The 17097-nt window shown below is 63.8% G+C and carries 11 protein-coding genes, 1 tRNA gene and 1 riboswitch; of the genes, 7 read left to right on the top strand and 5 right to left on the bottom strand.

Annotated features, from left to right (window positions below):
• Positions 1 to 218: 218 nt before the first annotated feature.
• Positions 219 to 3305 (top strand): tetratricopeptide repeat protein, encoded by a 3087-nt coding sequence (locus U5768_RS17495; RefSeq protein ID WP_322031652.1) that lies wholly within the window; start codon positions 219 to 221, stop codon positions 3303 to 3305.
• A 72-nt stretch (positions 3306 to 3377) separates the two neighbouring features.
• Here the strand turns inward: U5768_RS17495 and U5768_RS17490 are convergent, their stop codons facing one another.
• The gene (locus tag U5768_RS17490; RefSeq protein WP_322031651.1) at positions 3378 to 5678 is read right to left on the bottom strand and encodes a glycosyltransferase family 4 protein; all 2301 of its coding nucleotides are present in this window, start codon (positions 5676 to 5678) and stop codon (positions 3378 to 3380) included.
• 375 nt (positions 5679 to 6053) lie between these two features.
• Between U5768_RS17490 and U5768_RS17485 the strand changes: the two genes are divergently transcribed.
• Positions 6054 to 7208: a DegT/DnrJ/EryC1/StrS family aminotransferase gene (locus U5768_RS17485; RefSeq protein WP_322031650.1), complete on the top strand. Its 1155-nt coding sequence runs from the start codon at positions 6054 to 6056 to the stop codon at positions 7206 to 7208.
• Between the two features lie 45 nt (positions 7209 to 7253).
• On the opposite strand, the gene U5768_RS17480 is transcribed toward U5768_RS17485, so the two are convergent.
• A complete protein-coding gene (locus U5768_RS17480; RefSeq protein WP_322031649.1) occupies positions 7254 to 7970 on the bottom strand; it encodes a WbqC family protein in 717 nt (238 codons plus the stop codon).
• 253 nt (positions 7971 to 8223) lie between these two features.
• On the opposite strand from U5768_RS17480, the gene U5768_RS17475 reads away from it, so the two are divergent.
• Positions 8224 to 9219 carry a hypothetical protein gene (locus U5768_RS17475; RefSeq protein WP_322031648.1) on the top strand — a complete coding sequence of 332 codons (996 nt, stop codon included), beginning with the start codon at positions 8224 to 8226 and terminating at the stop codon, positions 9217 to 9219.
• A 66-nt stretch (positions 9220 to 9285) separates the two neighbouring features.
• Positions 9286 to 10563, top strand: a complete 1278-nt coding sequence (locus tag U5768_RS17470; RefSeq protein WP_322031647.1) for an ATP-grasp domain-containing protein — start codon at positions 9286 to 9288, stop codon at positions 10561 to 10563.
• Positions 10564 to 10718: 155 nt separating this feature from the next.
• Here the strand turns inward: U5768_RS17470 and U5768_RS17465 are convergent.
• Positions 10719 to 10794: transfer RNA gene (locus U5768_RS17465), tRNA-Arg, on the bottom strand.
• 294 nt (positions 10795 to 11088) lie between these two features.
• Between U5768_RS17465 and U5768_RS17460 the strand changes: the two genes are divergently transcribed.
• Positions 11089 to 12012, top strand: a complete 924-nt coding sequence (locus tag U5768_RS17460; protein ID WP_322031646.1) for a c-type cytochrome — start codon at positions 11089 to 11091, stop codon at positions 12010 to 12012.
• 92 nt (positions 12013 to 12104) lie between these two features.
• On the opposite strand, the gene U5768_RS17455 is transcribed toward U5768_RS17460, so the two are convergent.
• Positions 12105 to 12674 (bottom strand): hypothetical protein, encoded by a 570-nt coding sequence (locus U5768_RS17455; RefSeq protein ID WP_322031645.1) that lies wholly within the window; start codon positions 12672 to 12674, stop codon positions 12105 to 12107.
• A 95-nt stretch (positions 12675 to 12769) separates the two neighbouring features.
• The gene (locus U5768_RS17450; protein ID WP_322031644.1) at positions 12770 to 14860 is read right to left on the bottom strand and encodes a UvrD-helicase domain-containing protein; all 2091 of its coding nucleotides are present in this window, start codon (positions 14858 to 14860) and stop codon (positions 12770 to 12772) included.
• A 291-nt stretch (positions 14861 to 15151) separates the two neighbouring features.
• Between U5768_RS17450 and U5768_RS17445 the strand changes: the two genes are divergently transcribed.
• Both U5768_RS17445 and U5768_RS17440 read left to right on the top strand, forming a co-directional pair.
• A complete protein-coding gene (locus U5768_RS17445; RefSeq protein ID WP_322031643.1) occupies positions 15152 to 16213 on the top strand; it encodes an oxidoreductase in 1062 nt (353 codons plus the stop codon).
• 177 nt (positions 16214 to 16390) lie between these two features.
• The gene (locus tag U5768_RS17440; protein WP_322031642.1) at positions 16391 to 16759 is read left to right on the top strand and encodes a hypothetical protein; all 369 of its coding nucleotides are present in this window, start codon (positions 16391 to 16393) and stop codon (positions 16757 to 16759) included.
• 204 nt (positions 16760 to 16963) lie between these two features.
• Positions 16964 to 17064: riboswitch (glycine riboswitch) on the top strand.
• Positions 17065 to 17097 lie beyond the last annotated feature (33 nt).

Here is a 17097-nt window from a genome sequence, read left to right as displayed (position 1 = left end):
GGGCGCATCTGCGTACCTCGGCCCGCCTTGCGCGGGCTTTTCTTTGCGCCCTCATTGCGCACGCGTCTGGCCGCAGCGGCCGTTGCCGCGCGCCGTCTGCGGACGTCGCCCCCGTCGAATTGGCGGGCGTTTTGACGTCAACTCGGCCATTCATCCCGAGTGAGCGCCGCCGATAATTGCCCTACTTCTGCTACTTGCGGCGCAAGCACGCCTTCGTCATGACCGCTTTCCACACACCGACCGAAACCCTCGCGCCCGCGCCCCAATCGCAAATGGGGAGCGACATCCAGCTCGTCATGGAAGCCGGGATCGAGCATCATCGCAAGCAGGAATACGGCGAGGCCGAGGCGCTCTACGGCATCGTGCTGGAAGCGGATGGCGATCACGTGGACGCCAACTACCACATCGGCGTGCTGTACATGCAAACGAACCGGCCAGCCGAGGCCGTGCCGCACTTCGAAGCCGTGCTCGGCCACACGCCGTACTTCGCGCAACTTTGGGTCTACTATTTCGACGCTCTCGTCCAGACCAGCCAGATCGAAGCGGCGCGGCATGCGCTTTCCCTTGCGCAGCGATGCGGCGTTCCCGCCGACGCCATCGATATGCTGAACGCACGCCTGCCCCAGCAAAACGCCCCGGTAGACAAGGAGACGACTGCGAAAAGCGAAGTCGCGACGGTGGACGACGCGCCCGCCATCCCCGAAAGCGATATACGCAAGGCAAGCGCCAGGGAACTCCGCGAGTTCGCCGATCTTCTCAACAACAGAAAGCTCGACGAAGCGCTGAAAGTCGCTCGCGGCTTGACGGAGCAATACCCGGCGCACGGCGAATGCTGGATCGCACTCGTGCATATCCTGCAGCGCACAGGCAATTACCCCGAGTCCGTGACGGCCGCCGAGCGCGCCTCGGCCCTGGCGCCCAACAATCTCGTCGCGCAAACAATGCTGGCCGACGCGCTGTCACTGACCCGTCAGCATGTTCGCGCCGAAGCGCACTGCCGCCGCGCGCTCGAAAGATTTCCCAGGTGTGCAGCGCTGCATCGCGCACTGGGCACCGCCTTGCAGGCAACCGGGCGGCAGGCCGAAGGCATCGCCCAGGTGCAGCGCGCCGTCGAACTCGCACCGGACGACGCGCTCGAACTGGACGCGCTCGGCAACCTGCTTTCCGAGCATGGTCAGTATGACGAAGCAGAAAACGCCTTCCGGCGCGCACTCGCAATCGCACCGATGCAGGCCGCAACGCGCAGCAACCTGCTGTTCTGCCTGATGCACAAGAGCAATCTCGATGCAGCAAGCGCATTCGCGGAGTTTCGCGAGTTCGCCGAGCGCCAGGAGGCGCCGCTGCGGGCAAGCTGGCCGCAACATACGAACGATCGCGATCCGTCGCGGCAACTGCGGGTCGGCTTCGTTTCCGGCGACTTGCTCAATCACCCGGTCGCGTATTTCTTCCAGTCGGTCGTGGAGCAACTGGCGCGCGACAAAAGCCTGTCGCTGCAGATCTATTCCAACTATGTCATCACGGATGCCTTCACCCAGTTGATCCGGCAACACGCGGATGGTTGGCATCAGATTTTCGGCATGAGCGACGCCGCGATCGCGCAAAAGATTCGCGACGATCGCATCGATATCCTGATCGATCTGTCCGGCCACACCGGGCGCAACCGTCTCGTCACGTTCGCGCACAAGCCTGCGCCGGTCCAGGTAAGCTGGATCGGCAATCCGGCCACGACCGGTCTCTCGGCCATCGACTATTACATGTCGGACCGTTTTGTCACGCCGCTTGAGCAGTTCGCCGGCCAGTTCTCCGAAAAGCTCGTATTCCTGCCGGCTCTCGCGCCGTTCAAGCCGCACCCGAAAGCGCCCGACGTGAACGAACTGCCCGCCCTGAAAAACGGCTACGTGACGTTCGGGAGCTTCAGCCGGCTTGTGAAGATCAGCCCGGAAGTCGTGGCGCTCTGGGCACGCGTGCTGCGCGAAGTGCCGAATTCGCGCCTGCTCATCGGCGCGATTTCATCGACGGAGCAAATGAGCAAGCTGGCCGCGATGTTCGCGAGCGAAGGCGCCGACGTGAGCCGCGTCAGCTTTCTCCTGCGCAAGGGCATCGCCGAGTATCTGCAACAGCATCATCTCGTCGATGTGTGTCTCGACCCGTTCCCCTTCGCCGGCTCGACCACGACCATGCACGCGCTCTGGATGGGCGTTCCCACCGTGACGTTGCCCGGCGTTTCGATGGCGAGCCGCGGCAGCACGGGCTGGCTCTCGCACCTTGGGCTCGAGGACGCATTCGTCGCGCGCGACAAGGACGACTACGTGAGCAAGTGCGCCGCGCTGGCCGACGACATCGAAGCGCTCGCAACGGTACGCCGCGAATTGCGCCAGCACTGCCTGCAATCGCCCATCGTCAGCGCAAGCACGATCGCCAACGCCGCCTCGCGCGCGCTGCGCATCATGTGGCAGCGCTGGTGCGACGGGCTCGCGCCCGAGCATTTCGAGGTCCAGGTCGAAGCAGAAGTCGCAGCGCCAGTGCCCGTCCCCAATCAGGCACGTGACTCGCAGCCTCGCCTGGCTTCGGCTAGCGCGCCGATCGTTTCCATCGGAACGGCGACGAACCTTCCCGCGGCAAGAAAACCCATCCGCCTGGTCTGCGGCACGCGTAGCAGCCGCGAAGACTTCCCGAGCGCGACGGCACTGGGCCGCTCCCTGAATCTCTACGCGCACCTGGCCAACGTCGAACTTCAATTGTTCGACAGCAACACGCGCGGACTGTCCACCATCTACAACGCGGCGATCGACGACGCGAAGCAGAATCCAGCGGTGCTCGTCTTCATTCACGACGACGTCTGGCTCAACGACTTTTTCTGGACCGAGCGCATTCGCGAATCGCTCGCCCGCTTCGACGTGGTGGGCCTCGCCGGAAACCGCCGCCGCACGCCGCGCCAGCCGTCATGGGCCTTCACGCCGGGCATGCAGTGGGACGAGCAACAGTATCTGAGCGGGACCGTCGGCCACGGCAAGGGATTCCCATGCAATGTCGCGTCGAACTTCGGCCCCTCGGGACAGGAATGCAAGCTCCTCGACGGTCTTATGCTGATCGCGGACAGCGACACGCTTTCGCGCAGCGGCCTGCGCTTCGACGAACAGTTCCAGTTCCACTTCTACGATCTGGACTTTTGCCGGGACGCCGAACTCAAGGGGCTGAGCATGGGCACGTGGCCAATCTCGGTCGTGCACGAGAGCGGCGGCGCGGTCGGCACGCCGAGCTGGCGCGAAGGGTACGACCGGTATCTGCGTAAATACGGCGAATAAACGCCCTTCTTAAAACGTGATGCAGGAAAAACGCAGCCGGGTTTCGTGAGAAAACGAAACCCGGCTTGGCATTTACCCCACGGACGCGTTCCGGCTTGCGCCAAGACCGGTAAGCGACGTTCCCGCTTCGGCGATGGTCAGCCAATGGATCTCACCATGCGCTGAAACCGCCTCCACCACAGCGGGATACTCTCTCGCGGTCGCCTTCAGATAACGCAGACGAGGGGTCCACTGCGGTACATCGGCGTTCAGGGTGGTAAGGACGACGACCAGAAGGTCTTTCGCGCGGCTGGCGTCGATACTCTGCAAGGACTGCTCAATTTTCTCGCCATCGCCTGCGGGATCGAGAATCAGAACGCCGGGCGTGAGAGACGCTTTTTCGGGCAACGGCCTCGTGTTTGCCGCGCGGTCCGAATCCACGAAACTCAGGAAGGCGCGCTGATACTGCCCACTGTTCGTTTGCAACGAAAAGCGCTTGCGAACTTCGGCCTGAGCGGTTCGGGCAATCCTTGTCCGCGTTCGAGGAGCATCGATGAGCCGCTCGATCGCGTCCACCCACGCCTCGACCGTATCGGGAACCGACAAAGCCGTCTCGCCGTCACGGACCACGCCGCTGTATACCGCGACGTCGCTGCATATGCTGGCCGCGCCGGCTGCCGAATGCTCGAACCAGGACATTGGCGTGCGGTCCGCGTCAAAACCATCGTTTGACGACGGCACCAGCGCGATATCCAGCCGCATCGCTTTCAGCGCGGCCGCGTAGCCCTCGTACGATTGCGGCGCATCGACCACGGTTACATTCGGCAAGGCCGCGCCGTTATGCGGCAAAGCACCGAGGCAATACAACTGAACCCGTTCACCATGCCGGGCCTGAATCTCACCCAGCGCCCGCATGACCGCGCTGAAGTCAGGCGCGCGAAACGCGGCGGCAGTGAGCCCGATCCTGACCGCTTCGCGGCTCTCGCTGACAGGGCGATAGAAGAGATCGAAATCGACATGGCCCGGCAACACGTGGACATTCGGATTCAATTCGCGAAACGCCGGGGCGAGATGCCCGGCTGTCACCACGATTGCGCGAGCGTGCTTCGCGACATATTCAATGTTCGCGCGGGCGCGAGCGCCTTCAGCGTACTGAGGATGACTAACGGGGAGATCGTGAAGCGATTCATCGGTTTCATAGACAACCGGAATGCCAAAGCCAAGTATCTGCGCCAGTTCGTCGAGCGTGAATTTACCCGGCGCCATCCGGTGCATGAAAACCAGATCCGCGCTACGCATCGCCGCCGGATCGAGGGGCTCGCCCGCCTTCGCCCAGGAGAGTTTCCACTCGGCCCCCAGCAACGCAAACGGCCGGGTCAAATGGACATAAGCCTGCGGATGCTGTGAGTCTTCGCTAGAGACGATCAGCGCGGTCCGGACTTTTGGCTTCTCCGGCTGCCGTTGCGCTTGCTGGCTGGCGACTTGCGAAACCACGGCCGCCTGATTGCGCGCCTGCACCTTGCGAGACGCCTCCTGAGTGCTTTCGAGGAACCACGGGAGATGCGCCGCGAATACGCCCATCTGACCGGCGACGATGGGATGAATGACGTCCACCGTCGCGGCAGCACGGAGCAGACCGTTCCTCTCGCTCGCCATGGCGGAGCCGTTGGTGCCGAACATGAATCGGTCCGGCGTTTCCTGCAAACCACCCTCGTTCATATAGATGACGGGGCAACCGCACATCATGGCTTCGACGCAGACAGCCGACAATTCGTAGCTGTAAAGGACCTTGCCCCTCTGAAGCTTCTCCGCCAGTTCGGGCAGGGAGACGGGCGCCGCCATCGACAGGAGTTCGGTGCCGGGAGGAAACCGGGAAAAGTCGATTTTCTCCAGCGGATAACGATATTGAAAGACAAACGCCTTGTCTCTTGCCTTTGCCGGATCCGGCTTGAACAGATTGGGATCGACAACGGGCAGGTACAGATAGTCGACCTCGTCTTTCTTCTTGTCCCCGATGAAATTCTCGGAGTAATAGAAGATCAGGTCTTCCTTTCCTTCGTTCAACGGTTGACCCGTATGACGGCCGATGGTGTTCAGAATGTACCGGACGCATACCTGCGCCCCTAACGGATTGCCGGACACGATCTCCGGGTACACGACGATGGGAACCAGTCCGCGCTGCCGATGACTGTTGGCGTGCTCCGCCGTCAAAACGGGAGTCCGCAACGCAGGATTGACCACAGGAGTGCCAACGATATACGCTTCCTGGCCGCGACTGTTCAGCTCATGGCAAAGCGTGTGCAGAACGACGATGCCGGCGGAAGTCTCCCGATACGCAGGCGCATAAATATAGTAGGGATGCTGTGGTGGATGTTGCGAAGCGCTGGTCGACATAATTCGCAGAAGAACTGTTTAAAGGCTGCGTTACCGGTGAGGCAGAGGCGGATCGTCGGCGGGACGGCGCCAGTCGGGCGATTCACGGGCGCGCGAAATCGAAATACCTGCTTCCGCAGTTAACGGACCGCGGCGCGCCGTTCTGAAGTGCTGGCTCGCCGCGCCCGCCACAACGGCGAGGTTCGCCCGAAAGCGCCGCAGTCAATCCACGAAAATAACGTGCATTTGGGCCCTAGCTCGGCCCTTGGTGAGGCGGCGCGCAACGCGATAATCAGTCAACATCGCCCTGGTTCGCTGGCGTCGGCCCCTGCGGGCCGCGCAGCGGTGGCCAGCGAGCCCCCAGCGAACAAGACTGCGAGACCCCGACCGCGAACCATGAATGCCAGCCTCCCCGCCGAGTCCCTTGCCGATCTCGCGCTCGAACGCAATGAACGCATCTATGTCACCCAGCCGCATCTTGCGCCGCTGAGCGAGTTCATTCCCTATCTGGAGGAAATCTGGCATAGCCGGGTGCTCACCAATGGCGGGCCGTTCCATCAGCAACTCGAAAGGGCCCTGAGCGAATATCTGGGCGTCGAGCATCTCGCGCTCTTCTCCAATGGCACGCTCGGTCTCGTGACCGCACTGCAGGCACTTCGCATTACCGGCGAAGTCATTACGACGCCCTATTCCTTCGTCGCGACTGCGCATTCATTGCTGTGGAACGGCGTGAAGCCCGTATTCGTCGACGTCGATCCGCAGACCCTCAATCTCGATCCGGCGAAAATCGAAGCGGCGATCACGCCCCATACGACCGCGATTCTGCCCGTGCATTGCTACGGTCATCCCTGCGACGTCGACGCAATCCAGAAGATCGCCGACAACTACAACCTCAAGGTGATCTACGACGCGGCCCACGCGTTCGGCGTACGGACAAAGAGCGGCAGCGTGCTGCAGCACGGCGACCTTTCGGTTCTCAGCTTTCATGCGACCAAGGTCTTCAACACGTTCGAAGGCGGCGCCGTGATTTGCCCGGATGCCAAAACCAAGCAGCGTATCGATCATCTGAAGAACTTCGGCTTCGTGGACGAAGTAACGGTCGTCGCGCCGGGCATCAACGGCAAAATGAGCGAAATCAACGCGGCGTTCGGCTTGCTCCAGTTACAGCACATCGACGAAGCGCTCGCCGCGCGCAAGCAGATCGACGCCGCCTACCGCGAGATGCTGCGTGACGTCCCGGGCATCCACTGCCTCGGCAACGCGGGTGAAGACGTGGCGAATTACGCCTATTTCCCGATCCTCGTTGAAAGCGATTATCCGCTGAGCCGCGACGCGCTCTTCGACAAGTTCCGCGCGCAGGACGTGATCGTGCGCCGCTACTTCTATCCGCTAATCTCCGACTTCCCGATGTATCGCAGCTTGCCTTCGGCGCATCGCGACAACCTGCCGGTCGCATCCAATGCCGCGCGCAAGGTTCTGTGTCTGCCTGTTTACCCCGCGCTGTCGATGGAAAACGTCGAGCGCGTGGTGAGGATCATCAGGGAAGCTTGATCGGCCGTCGCGGCACGCCTGGCGGCGCGCCTTCGGTCCGGTTCGTCAGCGCGCGCCGTCGCACCGGTTGAGCGTCGTGCCGCTGCGCAGGGCTTCGACGACGGCTTCCGGCGAATTCCACATCAGCACGTCGAGGATGGACAGCCCCGGCTCGAACCGGTAATCGCCGGTGTCGTACGAGAAGGGGGCGAACGTCAGGAACTCCAGCCCGATATTGCGTGAAGCGAAGTCGGCGGGATCGAACAGATCGCGGCCGCCCGCCGGATTCACATAGCCGCTGGCGCCAAACAGCGCGCAAATCGTCGGCGCCCATTCTCCAGCGCCCATTGCATCCGGCAGCGGCAGATCGATTTCGGAACAGATGCGGTAGTTGAACGGCAGCGCGAGATAGTCGCAAACGGCCTGCAATCCCCGAACGTTCAAGCGCGTCAGGGATGCGTCGCCGCCGTCCTGCATCGTCTCGCGCACGAGTTTCTCGACGGCGCGATAGTACGGCGCCTTGCCGCGATAGTGACTGAGCTTGCCGAGCACACTGGCGCGCGACTTTTCGAGGTCCATGACACGAGCCTCGCTCGTGCGGATCGAAATGGAAGCATTCGACAGCGGCACGCTAACGTAATTCCAGCCTTCTTTCGGATGCAGAACCCGGTTTCGGCTCATCCATGTTTTGGGCGTGTATTGCGTAATGTCGAAGACGACCCATGCATCTGTGCTCGCGATCAACGCAAAGTGACCTAGATACGGAAAAAAGTACGGCTGCATGATGCCCAGCTTCACTTCGGAACCCCAATGTTGGAAAGCGCAATGGCAGGCGGCGGCGCGAAGTTAGCCACGTAGTTTGCCGTGTAATTCGCCGCGTAATTTGCCTGTTTTGGACCGGTACGTCCCACCGTCAAGCTTGCCTCGAAACGCCTCGTAGCGATCAGTGAAACTGGGGGCCTTTTAGCCGCCAACTCGATTCATCGGCAGCGTGCCCCGCGCCATACAATTTCCCAGCCCTGAAAGGACACTTGAGATGAGCACTGCGATAGGCGGGTATTTTGAACTCGAATTGCCCGCTGGCAGCGGCGCCTGGCATCGCAACGCGCTGTGCTATCAGTCCGCGCGCGCGGCCTTTCTGGCGCTGCTGCAGGCGGGTCGTCCGCGCACTGTCTGGATGCCGTGGTTCCAGTGCGAAGTCATGTTCGAACCGTTTGCGCAGACCGGCATTCGCGTGCGCCGCTACGCGCTCGACGACACCCTGAACGTACGTGTTGACGACGGCCCCGAACCCGGCGCGGACGACTGGCTCCTTTATACGAACTACTTCGGCATTTGCGGACGGCATGTTGACGACGTGCTCGCGCGCTTCGGGCCATCGCGCGTCGTCATCGACAATTCGCAGGCTTTTTTTAACGCGCCCACCGATGGGCTCGCGACGCTCTATTCGCCGCGCAAGTTCTTCGGTTTGCCGGACGGCGGCTATCTCGTCACGCGTCACGCCATAGGCGAGCCTGCCGGGATCGACAGCGGTTCGGCGTCACGCTGTGAGCACCTGCTTGGCCGCCTCGGCGGCGAGCCCGAACCGACCTATGCGAGCTTCGTTCGCGCGGATGCGTCGCTGAGCAATCTGCCGCCGCTACGCATGTCGGCGCTGACGCAGCGCATGCTGTCGAGTATCGACTACGACGCAGCGAGCGCCCGTCGAGCCGAAAATTTTTCCTGGCTGCATGAGCAGCTAGGCTCGTATAACCGTCTGGATATCAGTATCGGGCCCGGCGAAGCGCCGCTTTGTTATCCGCTCATTCCCGAACGCGGCGACGCCGTGGGGACCGCCACCGCACTGCGAGAATTCCTTCGCCAGCAGCGCGTGTATGTCCCGACCTACTGGCCCGGCGTAGAAGACAACGAAAACGCACCTGCCTTCGAGCGAAGCCTTCCTCGCAGTCTGCTTGCCTTGCCGTGCGACCAACGTCTTACCCGTGAGCAACGTGAGCGGGTCGCGCATCTCGTGCGCGAGTGGCTGGGTTGAACATCGCACGGTTTGGAGCACGCTCTCGCGAGCGCCGCCTCGGGCCTCAATTAACGCTTTGCAAGCATGACTAAAAAAATCAAGGTTCTCGTATTTCCGTGCGGCGCGGAGAACGCCATCGAAATTCACGAGGCGCTGCGCTATTCGGTGCACGTGGAACTTTACGGCGCATCGAGCGTGGACGACCACGGCCGCTTCGCGTTCGAGCGCTACTTTGGCGGCCTGCCGAACATTCGTGATCCGCATTTCGACGACGCGTTCGCGACGCTGCTCGACCGGCTCGGCATCGACATGGTGTTCGCCACACACGACACCGTGATCGAATATCTGGCCGCGCGCAGGGAAAAATGGCGCGCGCACCTCGTGAACGGCGACCCGGCGAGCACGGCGCTCACTCGTCGAAAGAGCCTCACCTATGCGCGCTTCGCCGACCTGTCGTGGGCGCCGCGCGTGTTCGATTCGCCCGAAAACGTGAGCGACTGGCCCGCCGTCGTCAAACCCGATCTCGGCCAGGGCGCGCAAGGCGTGACGATCGTGCGCTCTGGGCACGAGGCGCGGCTTGCGCTTGAAAGGGTGAGCGAGCCGCTGCTAGTTGAATACCTGCCCGGCGACGAACTCACCGTCGACTGCTTCACCGATCGCAAACGCAATCTGATCTGGGCCGGCCCGCGCACGCGCGAGCGCTTGCGCGCCGGCATCGCGATGCGCTCGCGACTGCAAGGGCCGATGCCCGAAATCGAAGCGATCGCGCGCGAAATCAACGATCGCGTGCTCATGCGCGGCCCCTGGTTTTTCCAGGTGAAAGCCGATGCGCAGGGCCGCTGGAAACTGCTCGAAATATCGAGCCGCGTCGCCGGCACGATGGTCGCGCAACGTGCGAGGGGTATCAATCTGCCGCTGATGGCCGTGCAGGACTTCAAGGAGCGCGACCTCGTGCCGCTCGTGAACGCCCATGTCAAGCTGGTGGAACGCTGCATCGCCACGCGCGCCGAATTGAGCTTCGACTACGACACGGTGTTCATCGACCTCGACGACACGCTTGTCATCGACGGCCACGCGGTGCCGAGCGTGATTGCGTTTGTTTATCAGTCGGTGAGGCAAGGACATCGCGTCGTGCTCATCACCCGTCATGCGTTCGACATCGAAGCGACGCTGAAGGCCGCGCGCATCGACCGTGCGCTCTTCGACGAGATCGTGCACCTCGATGCGTACGCATCGAAGGGCCAACATGTCACGCCGAATGCCATTTTCGTCGACAACCATTTCCCCGAGCGCCGCGAAGTTCACGAGCGCACCGGCGTACCGGTATTCGACGTCGATGCGGTCCGGCTTCTGCTTAGATAGTCGGTCAAGCAGTCGTTCGAGGCGATCTGGCCGCGCGGACGGCCTGTTTATCTACAACCTGAACGGACACGGGTTGATGATCAAGGTGACGGCGTAGGTCTTGTCGGACGCGTAAAGCGCCGACGCCGCTAGATCACTATCTGGTGAGGAAATCTTGGCGCGCCCGGCTGGGATCGAACCAGCAACCCCTGCCTTCGGAGGGCAGTACTCTATCCATTGAGCTACGGGCGCATTGACTTGCTGGCACCGCCGTCTTGCCGAAGAACCCGGAGAAAAGCAGCGCCGAAGGGAGACCGAGAGAATAACCGGTTTCGGTTAAACCGTCCACCGCGCGGCCTTGGCATCGATTATTCGGGCCAGCTTGAATGGCCCCGCCGCTCCGGGTAAACGCCCGCTGAACTACGCCCACGCCCGTCCACCAGCCGGAAAACCTTCCGTCTATAATCGTCGGTGTTTGATCTGCCGCATGGCCATTGCCGTCCTGCTGTACCGCTCGCCATAAAACCAACGGGAGTCGAGACAAGCATGAGCGAAGCACCCCACGGAGCCCCGATCAAAACGCCCGGCCAGCTGATCGCCGCTGTCATCGCCGGGTTTGCCGTCCCCATCGTCATCATCGTTCTGCTCGCCTATTACGTCGACAATACGACGCGCACGGGCGCGGGCACCGACGAGCTTTCCACCCAGCAGGTCGCCGCGCGTATCGCGCCGGTCGCGCAGGTCAACGTGCGCGACGCCAACGCGCCGCGCGTCTACAAGACCGGCGAGCAGGTGTTCCAGGCGGTCTGCTCCGCGTGTCACGCCTCGGGCGCTGCGGGCGCGCCGAAGTTCGGCAACGCGGGCGACTGGGCGCCGCGCATCGCGCAGGGCTTCGACACGCTCTGGAAAACGGCGCTCTCCGGGAAGGGCGCAATGCCCCCGCGCGGCGGCACAAGCCCCGACGACTATAGCGACTACGAAATCGGCCTCGCCGTCGCCTACATGGCGAACCACGCCGGCGCGAACTTCCAGGATCCGCCCAAGCCCGCTCCGGGCGCGGCTAATGCAGCCACGGCGGCTTCGGGCGCGGCGGCCGCGGCGCCAGCCTCGGGCGCCTCGGGTGCCGATGCGAACGCCGCCCAGGCGCAAGCCGCGGCGGCAGCAATCGCGGCCATTCCGCAAACCGCGTCCGCGCCCGCGGCAGGCGGCGGCTCGCAGAGCGCCGACGCCTCGCAGGCAGGCAAGGCGCTCTATCAGCAGGTCTGCCAGGCGTGTCACGCCGCCGGCGTGCTGGGCGCGCCGAAATTCGGCAACAAGGCCGACTGGGCGCCACGCCTCAAGGACCCGATGGACACCATCTACAACTACGCGCTGCACGGCAAGGGCCAGATGCCGCCCAAGGGCGGCTCGACCGCCTCGGACGCCGACGTGAAGGCCGCCGTCGATTACATGGTCAGCGCGGCGAAGTAAGCCGTCGCAAATCCTGGCACACGTAGCGATCCCCGCCCGTGGCGACACGGCGCGGGGATTTTTTTATCCGTCGATGAAAAAGCGGTCGCGCATCAGCGCGCGGGGTAGGCAAATTCACGCACAAAGTCGAACGCACCCGACGCATCCCGCGCAAGCGCGCCGTAGCGGGCGGCCAGATCGCCGGGCGCAAGCCACGGATAGCTCAAGCCCTCCTGCAAACGCTCAAGCCGTGCGCCGTCCGGGTCGTCGATCACATCCATCCGGGCGATGTGAATGTGGAGTGCCGAGACGCGCGGCGCGGCGCCGTTTCCTTCGAAAGTCCAGCGGTAGGTGCCGTGACCGATGCGCAGCGCGCCCGCCGCTTCCTCGCGCATCACGACGAGCCACGGCAGGGCTTCGATCGTGCGCTCGCGAACCGCAAGCGCATCGGCTTCGCAGAGGTAGTACGTGCGGCAGCGCGAATAACGCTCACCGAAATCGCTGACCAGCGTCTTCGCGATTGCTTCTGCGCCGTCGCTACGCGCCGGGAACGCGATATTCGGTGTGGCCAGCGAGAACGTCAGCACGGCGTCGGGCGCAAATGCTTCGTGTATGCGCGCGGGCTTCGTGTTGTCCTTCGCGTCGATATACGTTTCAAGCGCGCGGCGGTAATGCGGGAGCAAGAGGTTTTCCATCGGCGGCAGCGAGCGGAACAGGGGCGTTCACTCTACTGCCGCCCGCGTCCCAAAAAACAAACACCCGCTGCCCGCCAGGGTCATCATCCTTTCTGCAACAATGCCTTCAGGCTCGCCAGCCGGTCCTTCGGCGACATCGGCGCTTCTTCCGCGGTAGGCGGCGGCGCGTCGTCCAGTTCCATCTCGGGGATGAAGCGCGACGCTTCGCACACCACCGTCTCGCGCGCCCGCTTGCGCTTCTTGCACCAGTTCAGATGCAGGCTGCGCTGCGCGCGCGTGATCGCCACGTACATGAGGCGGCGCTCTTCCTCGATGCGTCCTTCGTCGATCACGTCGTCTTCGGAGCCGCCGCGGTGCGGCATGATCCCCTCTTCCACGCCCACCAGGAACACGTGCGGATACTCCAGTCCCTTCGATGCGTGCACCGTGGAAAGCCGCACGGCGTCGGGGTCTTCTTCCTTGCCTTCGAGCATCGACATCAGCGCGACGGTCTGGATCAGGCCCATCAGGTTCTTGCCGGTATCGGCGAGACCGTCGGCGTTGTCGTAACCGGTCGCCTCGGCATCCTCGCCGATCTCCTGCTCGGGCTTCGTGCCTTTGCGCTTGAGCCACTCCAGGAATTCGAGCACGTTCTGCCACTTCGATTGCGCCTGGCGCTCGTCGAAGGCGTCGTAGAGATACGCCTCGTAGTGAATCGCGTCCATGAGGTCGTCGAGCACGACCGTCGCCGGGTCCTTCTGCGCGCGCTCGGCGAGGCGCTGCATGAAGTCGCAGAACACGCGCATCGGCTCGACCTGGCGCGCCGACAGCCGCGCCTCGATGCCGCCCATGTACACGGCCTCGAACAGCGAGACCTTCGCCTGCCCCGCGAACGAGCCGAGCGCTTCGAGCGTGGTGTTGCCCACGCCGCGGCGCGGCGTGGTGATCGCGCGGATGAACGCCGGATCGTCGTCGTGATTGGCGATCAGGCGCAGGTAAGCGCAGATGTCCTTGATCTCGGCTTTATCGAAGAACGACTGGCCGCCCGAAAGCACGTAGGGAATGCGCTCGCGGCGCAGCACCTGTTCGAAGATGCGCGCCTGGAAGTTGCCGCGATACAGAATGGCGTAGTCGCGAAACTGCGCGCGCCGCTCGAACTTGTGCGCCGAAAGCCGGAACACGACCGATTCGGCCTCATGCTCTTCGTCGTTGCAGGGCGTGACGGTAATGGTGTCGCCCATGCCGTGCTCTGACCAGAGCTTCTTCTCGAACAGCTTCGGGTTGTTCGCGATGACGTTGTTCGCCGCCGTGAGAATGCGCACCGTCGAGCGATAGTTCTGTTCGAGCTTGATCACGTGCAGCTTCGGGAAATCCTTGCCGAGCTGCGCGAGGTTTTCGAGCGTGGCGCCCCGCCAGCCGTAGATGGCCTGGTCGTCGTCGCCCACGGCCGTGAACGCGGCGCGCGGGCCCGCCAGCAGCTTCAGCAGCTCGTACTGGCAGGCGTTGGTGTCCTGGTATTCGTCCACCAGCAGGTAGCGCAGCTTGTTTTGCCAGCGATCGCGCACCTGCTCGTTCTTCGCGAACAACTCGGCGGGCAGGCGGATCAGGTCGTCGAAGTCCACGGCCTGATAGGCGTGCAACGTCGCCATGTAGTTGCGGTAGACGATGGCGGCCTGGTGCTCGTCCTCGTTCGACGCCGTGGCAAGCGCCTGTTCGGGCATGACGAGGCCGTTCTTCCAGAGCGAGACGATCGACTGGATCTTGCGGATGAAGCCTTTGTCCGTCGAGCCCACCTGCTCCTGGATCATGGCGAAGCAGTCGTCGGCGTCCATGATCGAGAACTGGGGCTTGAGGCCCAGATGCTCCGCTTCCTGGCGCAGGATCTGCACGCCCAGCGAGTGGAACGTGCAGACCGTCAACTGGTTGGTCGGCACCTTGCGGCCTTCCTTGCCGGGCGTGGTGAGCGTCTTGCCTTCGAGCAGCTTGCCCACGCGCTCGCGCATTTCGGCGGCGGCCTTGTTGGTGAAGGTGACGGCGGCGATATGGCGCGGCTCGAAGCCTTTCGCCTCGATGAGGTGCGCGATCTTCTGCGTGATGACGCGCGTCTTGCCGCTGCCCGCGCCGGCGAGCACGAGACAGGGACCGTCGAGGTAACGCACCGCTTCGTTTTGGGCGGAATTGAGGCCTGCGGACATCGTTGCTGGACTGGAAAAACGGATGGAATGGGTGGTACGGCCGGGACGTGTGCGAGTGTCGCAACACCGCACGGCGCGAGGCGTGCGAACGTCGCAGCGGCCTCTCACGCGAGAGGTGCGATGTTAACACGGCACGGCGATACGCCGATGCCGCCCCCGATGTTGCGGCGGACGTCGCGTTTCTCCGGAGCCCATCCGCCACCCGTCCCTCGCCGCGTTCCGCACGCCAGGCGCGTCGTGCCAAAATAACGGGCTCCCGCCACCCGCACTCGCTGGAAAAGGAAGCGCAATATGACTGCACCGCAGACTGCACCGCTGCAAATCGGCCTCATGGGCTACGGCTTCGCCGGCCAGACCTTCCACGCGCCCGTGATCGCGCATAGCGGCGCCGCGCAGCTCGCGGCCATCGCGACGAGCCAGGGCGAGCGCGCCACCGCCGACTATCCCGACGCCGCGATCGTGCCCGACCTCGACGCGCTGCTCTCGATCGACGCCATCGAATGCGTCGTGATCGCCACGCCCAACGACACGCACTACGACCTCGCGCGCCGCACGCTCGAGCGCGGCAAGCACGTGCTGGTCGACAAGCCGGTCACGCTCACTTCCGAAGAAGCGCATACGCTCGCGGCCATCGCGAAGCAGCGCGGCCTCGTGTTCGCGCCGTTCCACAACCGCCGCTGGGACGGCGATTTCCTCACCGTGCGCGAGTTGATCGCGAGCGGCCAGCTCGGCCGCGTCACGCACTACGAATCGCATTTCGACCGCTTTCGGCCGCAGGTGAAGCAGCGCTGGCGCGAGGACGCCACGCGCGGCGGCGGCCTGCTCTACGATCTCGGCCCGCATTTGATCGACCAGACGCTCGCGCTCTTCGGCGCACCCGAGTCGATCACCGCGTTCGTCCACACGCGCCGCGAAAACGCGAGCGCGCCGGACTACGCGCACCTCGTGCTGCGCTACCCGACCCACGACGCCGTGCTGCATGCCAGCGCGCTCGCCGCGTACGCTCCGCGCTTCGCGATTCACGGCACGCGCGGCAGCTATCTGAAGAACGGCCTCGACACCCAAGAAGATCAGCTCAAGGACGGCCTGCGTCCGGGCCAGCCCGGTTTCGGCGCGGGCAACGAGGCGGGCCGTCTGCACGTGCTGCGCGACGATGGCCAGGAAGCCGACCTCGAAGTGCCCAATGCGGCGGGCAACTATGCCGATCTGTACCGCGCACTCGCCGCGGCGATCCGCGAAGGCAAGCCGTTCCCGGTGAGCCCGCAGGACGCCATCGACGTCATGACGCTCATCGAACTCGCCATGCAAAGCGTGAAGGAAGGCCGCACGCTGGCGTTCGCGCGCCGGTCCTGATCGCGCTGTCCTGCGCTTTCGGCGGCGGCGTCGACCTTGCATTGCGCCGACGCCGCTGAAAGGTCCATACAAATGGTTACATCTGGTTGCCGCTGCGGGGTCATCACGCGGCTATACCCAGACGTTTGTAGACATGCAGGACAAAAAAGCAGCAACGACAAGACAAAGGAGAGTCTAATGACCCGCTACACCCACGCCCTACGGTTCGTCGCCGCTGGCGCGCTCGTCTCGACCCTCGCCGCGTGCGTGGTCAACCAGCCGGCGCCGCGCCCCGCTCCGCCGCCCGGGCCGAATCCGCACGAAGTCGCCGTCGATCGCCTGCATCAGGTCGACAGCCGCATCGACAACCTGGGCCACCGAATCGACATGCGCGTGGGCCAGGGCTACTACCCGCCGCCCCAGGGCGGCGCACTGCATCACCGCCTCGACACGATTCGCGGCGAAGCGCACGACATGGCCGCCCAGCACGGCGGCGGCATCTCGCCCGAGGAGCAGCGCGTATTGAACCAGGAACTCGATACGGCGGCGCGCGCCATCGGCGAATAAGCGCTGCGCGCGTTGGCGTAGCCGTTCGGACCGCGCTCGCGGTTCGTGCGGAGCCTCCCGCTGCGCCCCCGTTTTTCGTCTGCGCCGCGAAACGCCCGTTGCCGATCCGCCCAGGCCAATACCAGCAAGCCTCCCGGCCCTCTGGACGCGCCAACCGCAGAATTTTTCCGCATTGACATAGCGCAGGGGCGTCGCGCACAATCGCTGCGCGCGCCGGGAGAGCGCGCCGTTTGTCGCAGCAAGGGCAACCGGCGCCGCCGAAGGGGCAACCCACAAACTCTCAGGCAAAAGGACCGTGCGCGCCGGACCGCTGATTCGCCGCCTTTGCGCTCTTCGCG

The sequence above is a fragment of the Paraburkholderia sp. J76 genome (assembly GCF_905220295.1).
Taxonomy (GTDB): Bacteria; Pseudomonadota; Gammaproteobacteria; order Burkholderiales; family Burkholderiaceae; genus Paraburkholderia.
The sequence above is the reverse complement of the archived record's forward strand: the minus strand, read 5'-3'. Positions and strand labels throughout refer to the sequence as shown.